At 58.9% G+C, this 19,549-nt stretch carries 21 protein-coding genes; 18 read left to right on the plus strand and 3 right to left on the minus strand.

From position 1 onward, the window contains the following. Window position 1 precedes the first annotated feature (1 nt). Window positions 2-721 carry a DsbA family protein gene (locus tag L6990_RS05205; protein WP_237203007.1) on the minus strand — a complete coding sequence of 240 codons (720 nt, stop codon included), beginning with the start codon at window positions 719-721 and terminating at the stop codon, window positions 2-4. A gap of 247 nt (window positions 722-968) precedes the next feature. Here L6990_RS05205 and pta point away from each other — a divergent pair, with 247 nt between their 5' ends. From pta to L6990_RS05240, 7 genes are all read left to right on the plus strand, one after another. Beyond that, window positions 969-3,080, plus strand: coding sequence for a phosphate acetyltransferase (gene pta / locus L6990_RS05210; protein ID WP_237203008.1), 2,112 nt, complete (start codon window positions 969-971; stop codon window positions 3,078-3,080). 257 nt (window positions 3,081-3,337) lie between these two features. Continuing rightward, window positions 3,338-4,477, plus strand: coding sequence for an acetate/propionate family kinase (locus L6990_RS05215; RefSeq protein WP_237203009.1), 1,140 nt, complete (start codon window positions 3,338-3,340; stop codon window positions 4,475-4,477). A gap of 154 nt (window positions 4,478-4,631) precedes the next feature. Further along, window positions 4,632-5,123: a hypothetical protein gene (locus L6990_RS05220; protein ID WP_237203010.1), complete on the plus strand. Its 492-nt coding sequence runs from the start codon at window positions 4,632-4,634 to the stop codon at window positions 5,121-5,123. 272 nt (window positions 5,124-5,395) lie between these two features. Beyond that, window positions 5,396-5,611: a hypothetical protein gene (locus L6990_RS05225; protein WP_237203011.1), complete on the plus strand. Its 216-nt coding sequence runs from the start codon at window positions 5,396-5,398 to the stop codon at window positions 5,609-5,611. A gap of 226 nt (window positions 5,612-5,837) precedes the next feature. Then, entirely contained in the window at window positions 5,838-7,271 is a 1,434-nt protein-coding gene (locus tag L6990_RS05230; RefSeq protein WP_237203012.1) for a M48 family metallopeptidase, read from the plus strand. A gap of 24 nt (window positions 7,272-7,295) precedes the next feature. After that, window positions 7,296-8,258, plus strand: a complete 963-nt coding sequence (locus L6990_RS05235) for a bile acid:sodium symporter family protein (RefSeq protein WP_237203013.1) — start codon at window positions 7,296-7,298, stop codon at window positions 8,256-8,258. 115 nt (window positions 8,259-8,373) lie between these two features. Beyond that, entirely contained in the window at window positions 8,374-9,078 is a 705-nt protein-coding gene (locus L6990_RS05240; RefSeq protein ID WP_237203014.1) for a LysE family translocator, read from the plus strand. Here L6990_RS05240 and L6990_RS05245 read toward each other — a convergent pair. Then, entirely contained in the window at window positions 9,075-11,150 is a 2,076-nt protein-coding gene (locus tag L6990_RS05245; RefSeq protein WP_237203015.1) for a glycoside hydrolase family 15 protein, read from the minus strand. The two genes, L6990_RS05240 and L6990_RS05245, sit on opposite strands and share 4 nt — an antisense overlap. Before the next feature lie 103 nt (window positions 11,151-11,253). On the opposite strand from L6990_RS05245, the gene L6990_RS05250 reads away from it, so the two are divergent. The 3 genes from L6990_RS05250 (at window position 11,254) to L6990_RS05260 (ending at window position 14,185) form a co-directional block, all read left to right on the plus strand. Then, window positions 11,254-11,580, plus strand: coding sequence for a metal-sensitive transcriptional regulator (locus tag L6990_RS05250; RefSeq protein ID WP_237203016.1), 327 nt, complete (start codon window positions 11,254-11,256; stop codon window positions 11,578-11,580). Between the two features lie 21 nt (window positions 11,581-11,601). Next, entirely contained in the window at window positions 11,602-11,817 is a 216-nt protein-coding gene (locus L6990_RS05255) for a heavy-metal-associated domain-containing protein (RefSeq protein WP_237203017.1), read from the plus strand. A 91-nt stretch (window positions 11,818-11,908) separates the two neighbouring features. Next, window positions 11,909-14,185, plus strand: coding sequence for a heavy metal translocating P-type ATPase (locus tag L6990_RS05260; RefSeq protein WP_237203018.1), 2,277 nt, complete (start codon window positions 11,909-11,911; stop codon window positions 14,183-14,185). Window positions 14,186-14,244: 59 nt separating this feature from the next. On the opposite strand, the gene L6990_RS05265 is transcribed toward L6990_RS05260, so the two are convergent. After that, on the minus strand, window positions 14,245-15,261 hold the full coding sequence (locus L6990_RS05265; RefSeq protein WP_237203019.1) for an LLM class flavin-dependent oxidoreductase: 1,017 nt from the start codon (window positions 15,259-15,261) through the stop codon (window positions 14,245-14,247). A 288-nt stretch (window positions 15,262-15,549) separates the two neighbouring features. Between L6990_RS05265 and L6990_RS05270 the strand changes: the two genes are divergently transcribed. The 8 genes from L6990_RS05270 (at window position 15,550) to L6990_RS05305 (ending at window position 19,542) form a co-directional block, all read left to right on the plus strand. Beyond that, window positions 15,550-16,023 carry an Asp23/Gls24 family envelope stress response protein gene (locus L6990_RS05270; RefSeq protein ID WP_237203020.1) on the plus strand — a complete coding sequence of 158 codons (474 nt, stop codon included), beginning with the start codon at window positions 15,550-15,552 and terminating at the stop codon, window positions 16,021-16,023. Then, window positions 16,023-16,217, plus strand: coding sequence for a hypothetical protein (locus L6990_RS05275; RefSeq protein WP_237203021.1), 195 nt, complete (start codon window positions 16,023-16,025; stop codon window positions 16,215-16,217). Before L6990_RS05270 ends, L6990_RS05275 begins: the two co-directional genes overlap by 1 nt. A 64-nt stretch (window positions 16,218-16,281) precedes the next feature. Continuing rightward, complete coding sequence (locus tag L6990_RS05280) at window positions 16,282-16,647, plus strand: hypothetical protein (RefSeq protein ID WP_237203022.1); 366 nt, start codon at window positions 16,282-16,284, stop codon at window positions 16,645-16,647. Continuing rightward, window positions 16,644-17,315 (plus strand): DUF6286 domain-containing protein, encoded by a 672-nt coding sequence (locus L6990_RS05285; protein ID WP_237203023.1) that lies wholly within the window; start codon window positions 16,644-16,646, stop codon window positions 17,313-17,315. Before L6990_RS05280 ends, L6990_RS05285 begins: the two co-directional genes overlap by 4 nt. Then, on the plus strand, window positions 17,308-17,925 hold the full coding sequence (locus L6990_RS05290; protein ID WP_237203024.1) for an alkaline shock response membrane anchor protein AmaP: 618 nt from the start codon (window positions 17,308-17,310) through the stop codon (window positions 17,923-17,925). Before L6990_RS05285 ends, L6990_RS05290 begins: the two co-directional genes overlap by 8 nt. A 67-nt stretch (window positions 17,926-17,992) precedes the next feature. Beyond that, window positions 17,993-18,553 (plus strand): RNA polymerase sigma factor, encoded by a 561-nt coding sequence (locus L6990_RS05295; protein ID WP_237203025.1) that lies wholly within the window; start codon window positions 17,993-17,995, stop codon window positions 18,551-18,553. Between the two features lie 21 nt (window positions 18,554-18,574). Further along, window positions 18,575-19,150 carry a hypothetical protein gene (locus L6990_RS05300; RefSeq protein WP_237203026.1) on the plus strand — a complete coding sequence of 192 codons (576 nt, stop codon included), beginning with the start codon at window positions 18,575-18,577 and terminating at the stop codon, window positions 19,148-19,150. Further along, a complete protein-coding gene (locus L6990_RS05305; protein ID WP_237203027.1) occupies window positions 19,147-19,542 on the plus strand; it encodes a hypothetical protein in 396 nt (131 codons plus the stop codon). Before L6990_RS05300 ends, L6990_RS05305 begins: the two co-directional genes overlap by 4 nt. The last annotated feature ends 7 nt before the right edge of the window (window positions 19,543-19,549 follow it).

Here is a 19,549-nt window from a genome sequence, read left to right on the forward strand (position 1 = left end):
GCTAAAGATTTGCTGCTTTCTTAAAAGCGGCAACCATATCGCTAGCTGAGGTGGATGAATCAACGCTCTCCACTACCTTGCCGTTAACAACGAACTGCGGGGTTCCGGTGACGCCGTTTGCCTTACCCTCTTCGTACTCGCGCTGAATTAGTTCGAACTGATCGTCCCTCGTGAGATCGGTTGCAAACTGCTCTGCGTTCAAACCCAGATTTTCTGCATAGCCGGTGAATGTTTCAATCAGGCTCTCGGATGTGGTGAGCTCTTTCCAGTCTTTCTGGTGTTTGAAAATATGATCAGCCATCTGCTGATGAGCACCCTGAAGTTCCGCCGCCTGAACTGCCTGTGCAGCCGGAATAGCGTTACCGTGCATCGGCAGTGGGAAGTGCTTAACCGTCACGTTCATGGTGCCTTCAAGCTCCCCTGCCACCTGCGCGTAGGTGGGGTCAGCTTTGGCGCAGTAGGGGCACTCTAGGTCAGTAAAGAGTATGACGGTGGGGGCACCTTCGGTGACCTCGTTGAGATGGTAGCCGTCCTGGGTGCGCGCCCCGGTTTCGGTAGCACTGAGAAACTCTTGCTGACCTGAGGGCGCCGTGGCACCGGATGCCGCACTGCTGGGTGCCGCCGGTGAATGAGCGTTTTCACTAGATCCACCGCAAGCAGTCAGCGCCAGTAGCGCAATAAAAGACAGAGTAAGAGTGCGGGTACGGGCGGAGGGTTTCACAGGGGACTCCTTAAAAATGAGTAACACTTGACCACCACCTTACCCCCACCAGAATGGGGCCAGTGGCGACAAACTGTCAGCACCCAGCACAGCAGCGAGCGCACATGAGATGTCACACAAACGCACGACCTGCACCCCTTAAAACTCACCTAAAGGAATAGACTCGAAGGTAAGGCAAAGAGCCCCCTTCGCGCCCGCACTGAGCCTGACGCGAGGGCCCAACCCGCCACAAGGAATATAGATACTGATGACCAACGGCATGTACATTTCAGCGATGACCCAGGGCTCAGGCAAGTCCCTCATCGCACTTGGCCTCTTCGATTCTCTGGTCAAAGAAACTGACCGCGTGGGCTTTTTCCGCCCCGTTTTCGCCGGTGAAATCGAATCGCAAGACCCGCTGATTCGCCTGCTGCGTACCAAGTACGAACTGACAGAAGATCAGGCACGCGGCGGCGTCTCCCTGGACCGCTGCCGTGAACTACTGGCAGAGGGCAACCACGAAGAAATGTCTTCCATTGCCGTGTCGGTATATTCCCAGATGGCAGCGCACTGTGACGTTATCATCGTGGACGGCACCGACCTGCTCTCCCACAACGCAGCCACCGTTGAGTTTGACCTCAATGCCCAATTCTCCCGCGACCTCGGCCTACCCGTCATCGCCGTGGTTGGCGCCCAGGAGGCATCCGTCTCTGACGCGGTAAATGCGATTGACGTCGCCCGCACCGAGCTGCATAACGCCAAGGTTGATGTGCTGGCCATGATGGTCAACCGCTGCCGCCCCGAACTGCGTGACGAAATCGCCAAGAACGTCAAGCGCGGCCCCTCCAACCGTCCCGTCTACGTTCTACCCGAGTTGCCCGAAATGGCACTGCCCACCGTGGCAGAGGTTGTGCACAATCTGGGTCTGAACAGTGAAGGCATGAGCGCTGACTTCCTGGACCGCGACATCCACGACATCAAAATCGCGGCTATGACCGTCTCAAACTTCCTCTCCCAGTTCACCGACGGCGACTTCGTGATCGTGCCCGGTGACCGCTCAGACATCATGGTTGCAACCCTGGCATCTGCCCTGGCACCCAGCTTCCCTGCGCCATCAGGCATGCTGCTCACCGGCGGCCTGACCAACGAACTGGGCAGCGACACCGCCATCGGCCAGCTGGTTGAAAAGGCACCCTTCCCCGTCTTCTCCACCCAGCTAGACACCTTCAAGGCAGGCCGCGCGGTCTCCCAGGTGCGCGGCCAGCTAGCCCTCGCCCAGCCCCGTAAAATCGCGGCAGCCCTGGGTGAATGGTTCCGCAACGTGGACGAAAAGGAACTCTTCGAGCGCCTAGAACTCGAACGCCCCGCCACCATGACCCCCCTGCGCTTCTTGCACAACCTCATTGAAAAGGCACGCAGCGACCGCCGCTCCATCGTGTTGCCTGAAGGCTATGACCCCCGCATCCTACGCGCCGCGTCCATCATTGCGCGCCGCGACTTCTGCGACCTGGTCATCATCGGCAACCCCCAGAAAATCGCGGAAATCTGCCAGCGCGAATCCATCGACCTACCCATCGCAGGTGACGGTAAGCGTGGCGTCACCATCATCGACATCGATGACAACGAATACTTCGATGACTTCGCCGCCACCTACGCTGAACTGCGCGCTCACAAGGGCATGACGCTTGAAGGCGCCCGCAACCGCATGATGGACCCCTCCTACTTCGGCACCATGATGGTGCACAAGGGTATCGTGCACGGGATGGTCTCCGGTGCAGCAAACACCACCGCCAACACCATCCGCCCCTCCCTGGAGTTCGTCAAGACCCGCCCCGGCGTCAAAATCGTTTCCTCGGTCTTCCTCATGCTCATGGAAGACCGCGTGCTGGTCTTCGGTGACTGCGCAGTCAACCCCAATCCCAATGCCGAGCAGCTGGCAGACATCGCCACCGCCTCCGCTGAAACTGCCCGCCAGTTCGGTGTAGACCCCAAGGTCGCCATGCTCTCCTACTCCACCGGCACCTCCGGCTCCGGCGCGGACGTCGAGGTAGTAGTCGAAGCAACCGAGAAGCTGCGTGAGTCCAACCCCGACTTCGCCTTCGAAGGCCCCATCCAGTTCGACGCGGCATCCAACATATCCATCGCTTCCTCCAAGCTGCCCGACTCAGAGGTCGCAGGTAAAGCAACCGTCTTCATCTTCCCCGACCTCAACACCGGCAACAACACCTACAAGGCTGTCCAGCAGACCTCCGGCGCCGTCGCTGTTGGCCCCGTCCTGCAGGGCCTGCGCAAGCCGGTGAACGACCTGTCCCGCGGTTGCACCGTTGATGACATCATCAACACCGTTGCTATCACCGCGATCCAGGCACAGACCATGTAATTCAGGCTCCGCACGGACGCCGGCTAGTTAGGTTAGACGCGGTGGACGCCCCTCTGCCGCATCAATCTCCGGCTTGGTTTGGGCAGTAAGCGTGCGCCTTTGCCAGCTGACACTCTCACGGGTTCTCTAGCGCTCACGCGTGATTCACGCCAGCCCCGAGCCAGCTGGCTCCAAGCGCACGCTTACTGCCACCTAGCGAAAGCGCGCCCGGACGTCTGCCACCCACAAACTTTTTATCTATTAGAAGGAAACACTTTATGCTCGTTCTTGTTATCAACTGCGGTTCATCCTCAGTCAAGTACCAGGTGCGCGACACCGCCGCTACCGGTGAAGACGCCCAGGTCATTGCTAAGGGCCTGATCGAAAACATTGGTGGGGCTGAGATCCCCACTCACACCGAGGCTCTGCACATCATGGCTGAAGCGTTGGTTGAGCCCCTGCACGGCAAGACCATTGGCGCTATCGGCCACCGCGTGGTCCACGGCGGCGAGATTTTCTCTGAACCCGTCATCATTACCGAGGACGTCATCACCAAGATTGATGACCTCTCACCGCTGGCTCCCCTGCACAATCCCGCCCACGTGCTGGGTATCCGTGCAGCGCAGGAAACCTACCCCGGCGTCCCCATGGTCGCTGTCTTTGACACCGCCTTCCACGGCACCATGCCCGCACATGCTTACCGCTACGCTGTTCCCGAGGACTTCTACGAGCAGTACGGCGTGCGCCGCTACGGCTTCCACGGCACCAGCCACGACTACGTCACCGGCATTGCCGCTGACTTTCTGGGCGTAGAGCGCAGCGAGTTCAACGGCGTCATCGCCCACCTGGGTAACGGTGCCTCAATCACCGCTATCGAAAAGGGCGCCTGCATCGACACCTCCATGGGCTACACCCCCCTGGCTGGTCTGATTATGGGCACCCGCTCCGGCGATATTGACCCCTCAGCTCTGACTTCTGTGATGATTCAGAACCCTGAAATCACCGCTGAGAAGATGGACACCATTCTTAACAAGCAGTCCGGTCTGCTGGCTATCGCCGGTAACAACGATATGCGCGAGGTCGTTGAGGCAATGGAGGGCGGCGACGAGCGTGCCAAGCTGGCACTGGACATGACCTCCTACCGCCTGGCTAAGTACATCGGTGGCTACCATGTGGCTGTTGGTGGCATGCAGGCGCTGGTCTTCACCGCAGGTATCGGCGAGAACTCCCACCAGTTCCGCGAGCTGGCTATCTCCCGCCTGGGTGCCCTGGGCATCAAGCTGGACGCCGAAGCCAACAAGGTACGTGGCGATGAGCCCCGCATCATCTCCACCGAGGACTCAGCTATCCCCGTACTGGTCGTTCCCACCAACGAGGAAAAGGCTATTGCTGAAGCTACCGAGGCCCTGACCAAGTAGCCCGGCTTCAGCCCTTGAAAACCGCTACGTACCCTATGGGTGTGTAGCGGTTTTTTTATGCCCGGGGCACGGAGGTTCTGCTGTGTAGCTGTTACCGGTCAGAAGCCGTTACTAGGATGTCTAGCAACTATTTCTGCAAGGAGGCGAGAGGTCAGTGGAAGAGTTCAAGTCTCAGTGGGCATACTTTCCCCAGTGGATTCGAATTGCCAGCGCAATGCTTATCATCCTTCTAGCTATCCTTTTAATATATGCGGATATTGAGGGGTACGAGTGGCTTGCCTTATTGATAATCGCTGTACTTATCCTGCTTTTTACCCCGCTGATCATAGCGGCAAGGAGCAGGGTGGAAATAGACAGTGAATACATCCATATCAGGTATTGGCCACTCATAACTTTGAAAGTTCGGATTGAAGACATCGAAGAAGTACAGTTTCAAGACAACATTGCATCGCCGATTTCACGGTATGGCGGAATAGGGCTATCTATAGCAGCAGAACGCTCATCAATCGGCATCTCAGATGGGCACCCTATCTTCATAAATACCGGCGACAAAATATATGAAACCCTCATACCGGATGCAAACGATGTTGAAAATCTAAAACTCTACCTACAAAGGGTGGGAGTTGAGGTTCAAACTCTAAAATAATGGCTGCTGGTCTCCTCATAGAGTTCTGTTCAAAAGACGTAGCGTTGCAGCCGGTCGTCTCGGGGCAGAATGTTTTAAGCGGTGGCGCGTGCATGGGTATTCCCTCACGAGCAGGGGGTAATCCCCCTGCTCGTGAGGGAATACCCATGCTGGTCTAAACCCCTTGTGGTGGCTAGGTGGGAGGGGTAGAGTCAAACTACCTCTTCGTTTATAGGTGCTGTCAGCAAGGACGCTGGTCAGACCGTTAAAAGCCTGGCAGGAAAGGTGACGCCATGAAACTGAAAATTTTGGCTACCGTAGGCATTCTGGTGGCGCTAGCAACCAGCATCTATAGCCTGTGGGGTTTCTTTAATCCGGGAGAAACTAACAAGTACGTCACCCTTATCTTGCTTGCCCTCATGATGGGCTTCCTCATTCCCACTCAGATGCTGTCCAACCGCCAGCGTCAGCAGAAAAGCATGACCGACTCCCGCGATAGTACTGCTTAGGAGCACCCATGTTTCAGATCAGCCCACTAGAACTGCTGGTCCTTGCCGTCTGCATTCTCCTGCTCTTCTTACTCTTTACTTCCCGCTTTAAGCGCAAATAGCCCAGCACGGTAGTTGCTAGCGCCCCGCCGTCCTTTCTTGTTCTGCCCGCCACCAAACCCACGCCCCTTCCCCGCTTTCTTGCTAGTGTTATACAGGAAGTACAGGTCTAACCAGCGAGAGACGCATGAGCGAAACACCCTACGGCATCGAACCGACCCAGCAGCAGGCGGCTCAGCAACCCGGAACCCCATTACCCGATGACCTCTCGCGCGGCTGGCTGCCCGAAGACACGCGCCAGCGGCCCCTCTCGCCCCTGCCCGCGCCCAAGCTCTTTGGCTTCCAGTCGCTGCTGCCCTTCAAATTCCTCAACGCCATCCGCCACCCCGCTGAAGTGCCGCTGGTGGCTATGGCCTACGCCCTGACCTTCATGGTCTACATCGGCGGCGCTGTCTTCCTCGTCGTTCAGCTGACACGTTTCATCGTGGAACCAGACTTCTTCTGGACCCCAAGCAACCTGGTAGTTCAGCTCATCGTCATTGCTCTCTACCTGCCTATTATCGCCTTCTTTGTGCGCGCCATGAACTACGCTCAAATGCGCATCCAGGGTGTGCGCATGTCGCCCACCCAGTTCCCCGAGGGCTACCACATGGTAGTTGAAGCTGCCCACGCTGCCGGTCTGCGCCGCGTGCCGGACGCCTACGTGGTCGCCGGTAACGGCACCATCAATGCTTTTGCCTCCGGGCATGGGCACCGCCGTTTCATCGTTATCTACTCAGACCTCTTTGAAATTGGCGGAAAAGCACGCAACCCCGAAGCTCTACGCTTCATCATTGGTCACGAAGTGGGGCATGTCGCCGCTGGCCACGTCAGCTATTTCCGCCTCATCTTTACCTCCTTCTTCACCCAAGTGCCCTTCCTAGGAACGTTACTTTCCCGCACCCAGGAATACACCGCCGATAACTTCGGCTACCGTTTCTGCCCCGAAGGCGCCGAAACTACCACCAGCGTTCTTGCCGCCGGTAAGTACCTGATGAATGACGTGAACTTTCACGAGCTCGCCAACCGCGCCGTCTACGAGCGCGGATTCTTCACCTGGCTAGCCAACCTCAACACCACCCACCCACCGGTTACCTGGCGTGCCCACGCCCTGCGCGACCGCACCGAGCCCGGACGCCTGGTCTGGCGCCCCAAGAACAACCCGGTCTACCCCCTCTCTGCTGTGCCTGCTGCCGAACCGGCAGCCGCCTGGCCAGACCCGCTACAGGCCAGCGACTTCATGCTCACCTACCCCGAGCGCGAGGACAACCAGCACTGGGGTTCAGTGCAGACGGTCTACCGCGAGCCTGCCCAGTACCGCGACCGCACCGTGGGCGATATGCTCTACACCGGTTGGGTGCCCCCGCAGTTCCGCGGCTATATGCCCGGTAGCTTTGGTGACCCGGCGCGTGGTGCGGCAGCACCAGCCGGCGGCTCTACCCCGCAGGCACACCCTGAAACTCCCAGCTCGGACACACCCCAGCGTCCTACCTCAGAAGGCCCGGACGCCACCGGCGGCTCCAATGGTTCGGACGATCCCGGTAGCTCAGCAGGCGCATCTGACCCTCAGAACCCCGCTTAAACCGGGGGCTGGTGAAACCCTAGAATGACCCTGAAAAACTTGCTGGCCCGCCGCCCGGACCCGCTAATCGTGCTGATTATCGTGGCGGTTATCCTGGCCATCCTTCTACCAGCTCGCGGTGACTTTGCCGAGGGCTTCAGCCTGGCCACCAAAGTAGCTATTGCTCTGCTCTTCTTCCTCTACGGTGCCCGTCTCTCACCTACTGAGGCGCTACAGGGCCTTAAGCATTGGAAGCTGCACAGCACCATTCTGGGCTTCACCTACCTAGTTTTCCCCCTGCTGGGTTTGGCGCTTTACCCCCTAACCTATGTGCTGGGGCAAGAACTCTACCTGGGTCTACTTTTCATGTGCCTGGTACCCTCGACCGTGCAGTCCTCGGTGGCTTTCACTTCGCTTGCTCGCGGTAACGTTGCCGGGGCTATCGTCAGCGCCAGCGCCTCCAATATTGCCGGTATTCTGCTCACCCCCCTGCTGGTGATGTTGCTCATGCGTAATGGCGACTTAGTTATTTCTGGCAGCGCCTTCCTGGATATTTCTATTCAGCTTCTCCTACCCTTCCTCATCGGCCAGCTACTACGCCATTGGGTGGGTGGGATCGCCAAAAATAAACTCACCAAAAACGTTGACCGACTCTCCATCGGCATGGTGGTCTACTCTGCTTTCTCAGCGGGCATTGTGGACGGCGTGTGGTCCCGCATCGGCATCTGGCAGCTGCTTGCCCTGGTGATTCTGTCCCTGCTCATTGTGGAGTTTATGCTGTGGTTCAGCGGCTTCGTCTCCAAGAAGCTGGGCTTTAGCTACGGTGATCGGGTGGCAGTTCAGTTCTGCGGTTCCAAAAAATCACTGGCGACCGGTGTGCCGATGGCAGCGGTCATCTTCGGTGGTGGCGCAGTTGGCGCCATTATTTTGCCGCTGATGATTTTCCACCAGGTACAGCTGATGATTTGTGCCGCCCGCGCCGCCAAGTGGGCACGTCAGGCGCCCTAGGCCCAAGGCCGGTCCAGAACCCAAGCCGGCTACTATCGGCGCACCTAGAACACCCGCCGTCCTACATCACAAAACTTTCTTGCAAGCAGTAAAACTGCCTTGGTAGCCTGTGCCCATGACTCTTAGCCAGGCGCTGATCGGTTTTGCGGGTATCGCTTTTCTGATCACCATCATTCCCGCCACTGATACCGCCCTGGTGCTGCGCTCCCTCGTAGCCCGGGGCAGAGCCGCAGCCTTTGCCTGCGTTCTGGGTATCACCGCTGGCCTGCTCATTTGGGGCATAGCGGCAGCCACCGGCTTGGCAGTGCTCATGGCAGCAGCCCCGGGTGTCTTTGATGCCATCACCCTGGCGGGCGGTGCCTACCTCATCTACCTGGGCGTACGTTTTCTGCTCAACCTGCGCCAGTGGGGATCAGTGACCGCCCTCAAAACCCAGGACGCCGCCCTGGCCAGTATGCCAACCCCCAAGACTCCCGTGGGAAACCTTGATTCAGCAAGCACCCGTAACGCAGGGGTCTACCGGGACTTTTTAGCGGGTTTTATCGCCAACATTCTCAACCCAAAAATCGCGGTTTTCTACATCGCCACGGTGCCACCTTTTATGGTTGCTACCGTGCCACCACTGCTGATGGGCACCTACCTGGCACTCATCCACGGTGGCATTAACGTCACCTGGTTCGCAGTCATCATCGCCCTGGCGTCCCTGTCTATGAAGTGGCTCCTGCACCCACGCGCCACCCTAGTGATTGACGGGGTGGCCGGCACCGTGCTGGTGATCTTTGGTGCAACTATCCTCTGGGAAGCTGCCCTTAGCCTCTAAAGACCCAGCGCCTGAACCACACGAATCAAAGAAATATGAGCAAGAGCCTGCGGGAAGTTACCGGTCAAACGCTCATGGGCAAAGTCGTACTCCGAACTCATCAAGCCCAGGTCATTGGCGCAGTCCAGCACCAGGTTCAGCAGGGCGCGGCCGTCTGCCTCACGCCCTGAACGGATGTACTGCTCAGCCAGCCACAGGGTGGAGGTGAAATGGGGGTTGTCCTGTCCTTCAAAACCGTCATGCGAATCGGAGTTGTCATAGCGATAAATCATGCCCGAGGTGTGCTGGATGGTTTCCTCGATACGCTTGACGGTCGCCAGCATACGCGGATCATCCCAAGCCACAAGCCCAATCTGGGGTAGTTGTAGCAGGGAGGCATCCACGCTGGAACCACCGTAGGTTGAGACGAAGCAACCCAGGGTTTCGTTGTAACCGCGGGTCAGAATGTCCTCGGCCACGGTGTCACGGCAGGCCTCCCAGGTAGCGGCGTCGCCGTCCATGCCGTAATCACGAACTGCTGATACACCGGCGTCAAAGGCAGCCCAAAGCATCGCCTGAGAGTGAGTGTAGGTGGAAGGTTCACCGTAGATTTCCCACATGGACCGGTCAGTTTCACCGATGCGCTCAGTAGCCGCGTTCAGCAGTGCCTTCTGAATCGGCCAGGACAGGTGATCCTCAGCCACACCCTGCTCACGCAGGTTCGCAAAGGTCACCAGCACCTGCCCCAGGGCATCCCCCTGGAACTGATCGCCAGAACCATTGCCCGAACGCACCGGCTGAGAGCCCTCATAGCCGGGGAGCGCCAGGCGGCGTTCCATATCGTCCTTCTCGCCCGCCAGCCCGTAGACCGCGTGAATCTGACGCGGGTTATTGGCAAGGGCGCGCAGAATCCAGTTGCGCAGCTGCGCAGTTTCACGCTCGTGCCCGTGGGTGAGGGTGACGTCCATAGCCATAGCAACATCACGCAGCCAGGTGAAGCGGAAATCGTGGTTGCGCTTACCGCCGATGACCTCGGGGAGGGATGTGGTTGCTGAAGCAACCAGCGCACCGGTTTCACGCGAAATCAGGGCACGCAGCACCAGCAGTGAGCGTAGACGAGCTTCACGGTAACGGGCGTCTGCCTCTTCGCGGTGGGACTCTTCGGTGGGTACAGCAATGGGGGTAGCAGCAGTCTGTGCCAGTTCTCGGTAGGTTTCTTCGTCGACCTCCAGCGAACTCGTGTTGGACCCGCTTTCAAGCAGAATAGAGGAGGTTTTTAGGCTCTCGGTGGCATCCTCTTGAAGCTCGGGCACCGAACGCACCGCAGAGATTTCTTCTGGGCTTGCTGTATCAGCGCCGGCCGTATCAGCACCAATAGCCTGAGGCTTAGTTTCTTCTTCTGGAGCGGTGTAAAGATCAGACCACTCACTCCACTGATCTTGGGTGTAAGTCAGTGCCGTGGGGTAATCGACCGGTACCGGCGGATTGTGGTTAGAGGCAAAGTAAGACAGCGCAAAAGTATAGCTCTGACCTGCTGAAACGGTGAAGGTTTCCGCCTTGGATTCAGGGTCACCCTCAGGCACACTATCACCGTGGAAAACCAGTGCGTGGGGGCCAGCCATACCCACCAGCATGGCTGCATCCGGGTCTGGTGAACCATCTGATCTGGTGCCTTCATAACGGGTCACCCAGGGCACGGTCTTGCCGTAGTCAAAGCGCATAGCTAGCTCGTGGTACATGGTGACCTCACCGGTGAGGCCCTCAACATTACGAACGATGGTGGTACCGCCAGAAAGGGGCATAAACTCGGTGACGCGCACACTGGCGTCCCCCACAAACCAGACGGTCTGCAGAATAAAAGTGTTTTCGCGGTAAGAGCGCTCAGTACGCACCTCTTCTACCGGAGCTGGGTTCACCGATTCGAGGGGAGCCAGGAGCCAGCGCCCGTGCTCACGCTCGCCCAGCAGAGCTGCAAAGACCGCGCGGGAGTCAAAGCGCGGAGCGCAGAACCAGTCGATAGAACCAGCCCGTGAGACCAAAGCACCGGTGTTCATATCTGAAAGTAGAGCATAATCTTCGATGAATGAAGCCATGCCACCCAGTCTAACAGGGGGCTTATTAAGACTGTGGAGATGATCTAAAACTGCTGGAGGCAATACACTTGAAATATACCCCTATGGGGTATACATTAAAGGTATGTGCGAAGAAGATTCAAGCCCCACTGCACCCCACGGTTACACCCCTGAGAAGGACGCCTACCTCAAGCGCCTACGCCGCATTGAAGGGCAGGTGCGCGGGGTCGCCCGCATGGTCGAGCAGGACACCTACTGCATCGACGTTCTCACCCAGGTAGCCGCCATCAACAAGGCACTGCACAGCGTCTCACTACAACTGGTAGAAGACCATGTGCGGCACTGTGTGGTCGGCGCAGCCACCGAAGCGCAGACAAGCGGCAACCCAAAACTCTTGGACGCCAAATTATCCGAAGCTATGACCGCCATTAGCCGACTGGTCAAAAGCTAACCCACCTCAAGGAGGAAACCCATGTCAGCAACCACCGTCAAAGCAACCGGTCTGACCTGCAACCACTGCGCGATGAGCGTTACCGAAGAGCTCGAAGAAATCGAGAACGTGACTAACGTTGAGGTCGCTGTCGTCAAGGACGGCGAATCAACCGTCACTATCACCCACGACGGCAACCTCACCAACGACAGCATTGAAGCCGCTATTACCGAAGCCGGCTTCACCCTGGTTAAGTAAGCGCAACCTGCATGGGCAACCTATCACCAGCAGAGGGATTACCCCCTGCTAATGACGCTTTACCCATGCCTCCGATGGAGGAAACCACACCATGACCTCTACACCCGACACCTCGGCCTCCGCTCCGGAGGTCTCTAACACCCTGAGCCAGCCAACCCGCATCGTCACCCTGGACGTGGGGGGTATGACCTGCGCGTCCTGCGTGGGGCGGGTAGAGCGCAAGCTGAAAAAGTTGGGTGTAGACCCCTCCGTCAACCTGCCTCTGGAAACCGCCCGAGTGATTGCTCCGGCGAACATCAGCGATGAGCAGCTCATTGAAACCGTGGAGAAGGCGGGCTATACCGCACGCCTCAAAGCGGAAGACGCCCTGGACGACGAACAGGAAGCCGGCACCTCGCTAACGCTCCGCATTGTGGTGGCGCTGATTTTTGCGGTGCCGGTTTTCTTTATCTCCATGTTTTCTAGCTTCCAGTTCCCGCACTGGGGGTGGGTAGTTGCTGCCCTGACCTTGCCGGTTGCCACGTGGGCGGCGTTACCCTTCCACCGCCCCGCCTGGACCAATCTCAAGCACGGCTCCTTCACCATGGACACCCTTATTTCTCTGGGTGTCATCGCCAGTTTTGTCTTTTCGCTCTGGCAGCTTCTTGTTGACCCTGCCATGACGGCTCATGCGGGTGCGTCCCACGGTGGGCACGGTGGCGGGCACGGCATGGACCATCAGCTCTACTTCGATGCTGCCACCATGATTACCACCTTCCTGTTGGTGGGCAGGCAGATTGAGCATTCCACTCAGCGCAGGTCTTCCCGGGCCCTGCGTAACCTCCTGGATTTGGGCGCTAAAAGTGCCACCGTGCTGCGGCAGGGGCAGGCAGTACAGATTCCCGTCAAAGATCTGCTACCGGATGATAAATTCCTGGTGCGCCCCGGTGAGAAAGTTGCGGTGGACGGGCAGGTAATTTCTGGCCGTTCAGCTCTAGATACTTCCCTGCTGACCGGCGAATCAGTGCCCATTGAGGTTGGCCCCGGGGACACGGTGGTGGGCGCGACCGTGAACACCTCCGGTGCGCTGACAGTGCAAGCAACCCGGGTGGGTGCCGATACCGTTCTGGCGCAGATGGGGCGGGCTGTTGCTGAGGCTCAGGCAACCAAGGCGCCTATCGCCCGCCTAGCTGACCGTATTTCGGCGGTTTTTGTGCCCATCGTGATGGGCATTTCTCTGGTGGTTTTGGCGGGCTGGTTGCTAATCACCGGCGATGTCAACGCCGCCTTCACCGCAGCGGTTTCGGTGCTCGTCATTGCCTGCCCCTGCGCTTTGGGCCTTGCCACCCCCACCGCCCTGCTGGCGGGAACCTCACGTGGCTCGCAACTGGGTATTTTGATTCGGTCAGCTCGGGTGCTAGAAAGCACCCGGACGGTAGACACCGTGGTGCTCGATAAGACCGGCACCGTCACCACCGGTGAGCTGACCCTAGCCCGCGTGTTGCCTCTGGGCTCCTGGTCTGAGGCGCAGGTGCTGGCTTTGGCTGGTTCCACCGAGGCACCGTCCGAGCACCCTCTAGCGCGTGCAATGACCGGGGCTGCCCGGGCACACGGCTCACTGGCCTCAGTCGATGATTTTGAGTCCGTAGCAGGCGGTGGTGTGCGTGCCACCGTTACCTATCAGGGGCAGCCGGTGCGCACCGTGGTGGGGCAGGTCTCCCACCTGGTTAGTGAAGGCATTGAGGTTTCTGACGCTGTTAGTCAGCAGGTGCATAGCCTTCAAGAAGAGGGGCTCACCACCGTACTCCTGGCGGTAGAAGGCCACCTTGCCGGTCTGCTCTGCTTGCAGGATTCACCCAAGGACGACGCCGCACCCGCCCTTGCCGAGCTCAAGGAACTGGGGCTCACCCCGGTTCTGCTGACCGGGGACTCCGCACCGGTAGCCCGCGCTGTTGCCGCCCGCGTGGGCATTGCCCCGGAGCACGTTTTTGCCGGGGTTAGCCCAGCAGACAAGCTGGATAAGATTACACAGCTGCAGGCTGGTGGCAGTGGCGTTGCCATGGTGGGTGACGGCGTGAATGACGCCGCCGCCCTGGCGAAGGCCAACCTGGGAGTGGCGATGGGTTCAGGTACCGATGTTGCCATGGAGGCAGCCGATATGACGATTATGCGCAGTGACCTGGCGTCCTTGCCCACCGCAATCAGGCTGAGCCGGGCGACCCTGCGCCTGATTAAGTCCAACCTTTTCTGGGCTTTCGCCTACAACACAGTGGCGATTCCCGTTGCCGCAGCGGGCCTGCTCAACCCCATGATTGCGGCAGCGGCCATGGCTTTCTCGTCCGTGTTCGTGGTGCTTAATTCCACCCGCCTGCTCCGCTTCTCCAGGTAGGTACCACCTTCGTCAGAAAAACCCACCTAGTTGGTGGGTTTTTCTGAGTGGAATGGTACCTACGCGGGGTAGAGGGCGGGCTTAACGTCGCGGACGATTGCCTGCAGCTGGCGCAGGTTGAAATCCACTCCCAGCATGTTGGGAATAGTCACCAGCAGGGTGTCCGCCTCGACAACGGCTTCATCCCGGGCTAGCTCTTCGGCGATTTTATCGGGCTCGCCGATATAGCTCTTGCCAAACCGGGAGACAGCACCATCCAGAATACCGACCTGGTCCTGCCCCTCACCCTGAGCGCGCAGACCGAAGTAGTAGTTACTCTGCTCGTCAATAATCGGGATAATCGAGCGCGAGACCGAAGTGCGCGGAGCACCCTCGTGCCCGGCAGACTTCCAGGCCTCTTTAAAAATGCGCAACTGCTCGGCTTGGAGCTGGTCAAAGGGCACGCCGGTATCTTCCAACAGCAGGGTGGAGGACATCAGGTTCATGCCCTGCTCGCCGGCCCAGCGGGCGGTGTTGCGGGTGCCAGCACCCCACCAGATACGGCTGGGCAGGCCGGGTGACTGGGGTGTAATCGGGTCGAGCTGGGTAGGGTCAGCAAGGTTCTGAGCAATTCCCTTACCGGCGATAGCCTCACGGAAGAGGGCGGTGTGACGGCGAGCCATATCGGTCTCGTCCTCCCCCTCGGCGGGTAGGTAGCCGAAGTGGGCAAAGCCCTTATAGACGGTCTCAGGTGAGCCGCGGGAGATACCCAGCTGTAGGCGCTCGTTACCGGCGATGAGGTCGACCATGGCGGCCTGCTCTGCCATGTAGAGCGGGTTTTCGTAGCGCATATCGATGACGCCGGTGCCCAGCTCGATGGTGGAGGTGCGGGCTGCTGCGGCGGCCAGCAGGGGGAAGGGGGACATCTGCTGCTGGGCGAAGTGGTGCACGCGGTAGAAGGCCCCGTCCAGCCCGATTTCTTCAGCGCCGACCGCTAGATCGATGGCCTGGTGGAGCATGTCGGCGCCGGTGCGGGTTTTGGAACCGGGGTAGTCGCCGTAGTGGCCAAAGGAGAGGAAGCCTATTTTTTGAGTCATGGCCTTGCGCCTTTCTGGTGGATTTTCCTACAGAAATTATTTTACTAGTAAAGTTTTTTAATTGAAAGGGTGCCTAACCAAGAGGCATCCGCCCCTCTGAAAAGTAAGAGGTTGATGCAAGTTGTAGGGCCCGCTTTCACCACAGCGTCAAAAAAAAATTAAAAATTTCCGTGACACTTTGCCCCTCTGTTCCGTCTTACTACTGACGGCGCATCTGGCATAGATTGAGAGCCCCTCTCAATCTGCTCCGTCACCTAAACTAACGACCCTTTACAGAAGGAAGAAACCATGTCTCAGACCACCGTGACCCCCGCAGATATCGCCGGAAACCAGAGCGTCGAGCCCCTCACCCGCAACACCGGCACCGACAACGGCCAGGGTTCCACCAGCATCAACGACGGTGTTATTGCCAAGATTGCAGGCATTGCCCTGCGCGAGGTTGAAGGTGTCTACGCCTTAGGCGGCGGTGCAGCACGTGCCATGGGCGCCCTGCGCAACGCTGTAGGCCAAGAAGACAACCTCAGGCAGGGTATCAGCGTAGAGGTAGGTCAGACCCAGGCCGCCCTCGACCTCTCCATTATCATCGAATACCCCTACCCCATCTACGACGTCGCCGACCAGGCTCGCCAGGCGGTGATTGAAGCTATTCAAACGCTAGCTGGCCTCGAAGTCACCGAGGTGAATATTGAAGTTCTCGACGTTCACATCCCCAGCGACGACTCCGCTGAAGAAGCCACCGAATCTGAGGGTCGTGTTAAGTAATGACTAAGACTTTTGCTGGTGCCCTGCTGGGCACGATTCTGGCTTTCGCTGGGCTTGCCTACGGTTTTGGTGGCTTCGTGCTGGTTGCTCTCCTGATGGCTCTCGGTGCCGCTGCTGGGCATTTTATGCAGGCCTCAGACTTCAGCGTTTCAGACCTCTTTGATGCCCTGCGTAAGAGCACATCATCTCGGTAAATTCAGTATTCAGCACTGTGTGCGCGGTCAACCCCAGCAACCTGCGCACGGCAAATGAGGCTCAATGACTACACACATTAAAGGACGCGGGCATACCACGGTCAGGCAGAAAGCCCTGATATCGACCTGCTCAGCCCTTGCTGCTCAGGCTATAGGGGTACCTGTAGAGAGGGCGCAGACCTCCCTCTTTGACGACGACGGTCAGCTTGGCATATCGGTTACCGTGGACTACCCGCTCCCCCGACTCGATAGGCTCATCGAGCACGAAACCTATCTTGCGGCACTCGGCGGCACTGTCTTTGACGCGGTCTCCCGGGCCCGCACCCGCATCTCAACCCGCGCCACCCAGCTCATCGGAGCAGAGGTAGGCTCTGTCAACGTGACGCTTAACGGTGTCGCGCCGCTCGGTAAGGAGGCGAGAGTGCAATGAACGAACAGGGTACTTTAGGCTATGTTGGTGACGCTCAAAGGCACCAGAACCCGCCTACCGGTAACCACCTGGAATTGGATCGTGATCAGGCCGGCCCCCTGGTGAACCTCATGGGGCGGCGGGAAACCCACTCGTCACGTTCCTTTGCTACGGTGCTGCTTGCCCTTGCACTCATCGTGATTTTGGTATGGTGTGGCACAGAGCTGGTACGTGCGGCCCTCGGGCTTCCCCCGCTTGTGCTCTCGGGAGAGAAGGCTTTCTCCGCCTTCTTCTCAGCACCGGAGCTCCTGTCAGGTCCGCTCGGTATTACTCTCGGCGCCCTGCTCTCTCTCGCAGGCCTCTTCCTGATTTTCCTGGCCTGCGCTCCAGGTAGCCTCAACCGCCACCGTGCCCGCACCGGGCGGTTCGCCTTCATTGTTGATGACAGGGTACTTGCATCCGCCCTCAGCGCAGCCATACGCAAACGGACCGGTCTGACCCGTGGCCAGGTTGTTACCCGCGTATCTGCCCGCCGGGTACTCATCACGGTCACGCCTATATCCGGCCACCGGGTTGACGCTCAAGAGCTCACCGACATGGCGCAAGCCACCATCGATAGCTACGCGCTCACACCTGCCTCGCAGGCCCGCGTCCAGATAGAAAAACAGGGGGTTATCTCTCATGGGTAGCACACCTAGAGCTCTCAACCGTGTCTTCCTTGGGGCGACCGGGATCGTCCTTCTTGCCCTTGGGGCGGGGGCATGCGCCCTCCTGTTTCTGCCGCAAGCCCGGCAGGCCTGGGAGACCCACCTGGCCCCCCTCGAAACAGAGGCCAGGCAGGGCCTAGCCAGCGCAGCGGTAGATACTACCTCGGGGCAAACCAGCCTCTTCACTCTTGCCCTGCTCGCGCTCATGCTCCTAGCGGTGGCGGCTCTTCTCTGGCTGATGCTGAAGCAGCGGGCCCGGCGCGTCAGCTCCCTGGGCACCCAGCAGGACCCTCAGGGTGAGGGGAGCACTACACTATCTCATAGCTTCGTCAAAGAGGCTGTGAGCCAGGCTTTTGAGAACCATCCTGACCTGCTTGCCGTCACCGTCACTTCGTTGGCTGTGAAGAAAACCCCCGGGGTGCAGGTTAAGCTTGAGGTCCGCCAGGGGGCGAACCTGGTGCAGCTTCAAGAGCTGACGGCTCGCGTCGCACAGGGGCTCGATAGGCTCCTGGGGTACCAGGTTCCTCTCCTGGTACGAGCCACCGGTGGCCTGCGGGCTACCCTTCACCAGGACGAGCAGCGAGTTCGCTAGCTCGAAGGCCGGGGCTCACGCGCCCCGGCCTTCCCCTCCCCAAGCTAACCACCATCAGGAACCACAGGTGACAGATTCAAGTCAGCATCAGCCATCCGGGCCCACCGATCAGCTACTGTGCCAGCGCGCCATTGACGGAGATGAACAGGCCTTTCAGATACTGGTACGGCGTTACTTACCGCTCATGCGGGCCTATGCGCTCAGGCTGACGGGTAGCACGGCAGACGCGGACGATGCCCTCCAGGAGACTCTGCTCCAGGCCTGGCAAAAATTGGACACGCTACAGAATCCCAGCAAGGTCAAAAGCTGGCTCATGACCCTCACCGGCCGCAAATGTATAGATCTTATTCGGGCCCGGGCAAAGAACCTCCCCCTTGAAGACCAGCAGCACCTCCCTAGCACAGAGCCTACCCCCGAGACTCAGGCTCTCATCAGCACAGACATGCAGAAGCTCACCCAGGTATTGAAAAAGCTCCCCGAACAACAGCAGCGCATCTGGCTGATGCGTGAATTTGGGGGATCTAGCTACCAGGAGATCGCGGAGGCGCTCAATATCACCACGGCCAGCGTCAGAGGTCAGCTAGCCCGCGCACGGGTCAAGCTACTCGAGGGTATGGAGGGAAAGTAAGGAACAATGACAGATTGCAACATGCCCATCAGCACTCTCAGCGACTGGGTGGATCGCGATACAAGCCAGCCGCTCAGCCCTGCTCACCACAAACTCGCTCACCATATTGACTCCTGCCCGGAGTGCACCCGCAAAATCGCTTCTCTCAGCAAGCTCCACGACCTAGCGGCCACGGCCCTAGACCGGGAGACACAGGAGCAGGAGGCAGACACATCATGGGTTGATTCTCTGCTGAACAACCTGGTTTTTGAGGCAAGGAGCGGGCGGTCTATCCCCCTAGAAGCCCCGTCAGAGCGGGTGCGTCTCAGCCAGAGTGAGGGTGCAGTAGTGGCCGCAGCCAGGGCGGTGGCCGACCGCATTGAGGGAGTTATGATTGGCAGGTGCCGCCTTGTGGGTGACGTTCAGACCTATGGCGCACCGGTCACGGTACAGGTCACGGTATCGGTGTGCCTGGGGCAGCAGATTCCCCTGCTGATCCAGCTCCTGCGAGAAGCCTTGACCTCTGAATTTGCTCGGGTCAGCGAGCTCAATATCACCGGTATCGACATCACAGTGCAAGATCTTCACACCAAGAATCAGGAGGTAGAGGCGGCATGAGCCATCGTATTTTCATCGAACCCGATACCTCCACATCTGCCGGCCGCTATCTTCCCGCAGGGGTCACCCTTGACCGCCTGCGGCGCTCTATTCTGAACCTACCCGGTGTAGAGAAAATCTACCCGCGCTCACCCTATGTGCTACGTGCTATGCGAACCACCCAGAGCCGTTCACATGCCACGTCAGAGGCACCTGCGGGCAGCCAGAACCACACCTCAAACAGTTCAGACGACACCCTGATACAGGGCACCGGGGGCGCAGACCTTACCGTGGCGGTGCGTATCGGCGCAGCTCCCGGTGTTCATGTTCCCACCCTGGCCCGAGAGGTTAGTGCCCTGCTGGTCCGGGAGCTACCTGCTGCCGCCATTGAGGTAGAAATTGTGAGCTGCTAGCCTGACG

The sequence above is a fragment of the Rothia endophytica genome (genome assembly GCF_928381505.1).
In the GTDB taxonomy this organism is placed as follows: domain Bacteria; phylum Actinomycetota; class Actinomycetes; order Actinomycetales; family Micrococcaceae; genus Rothia; species Rothia endophytica_A.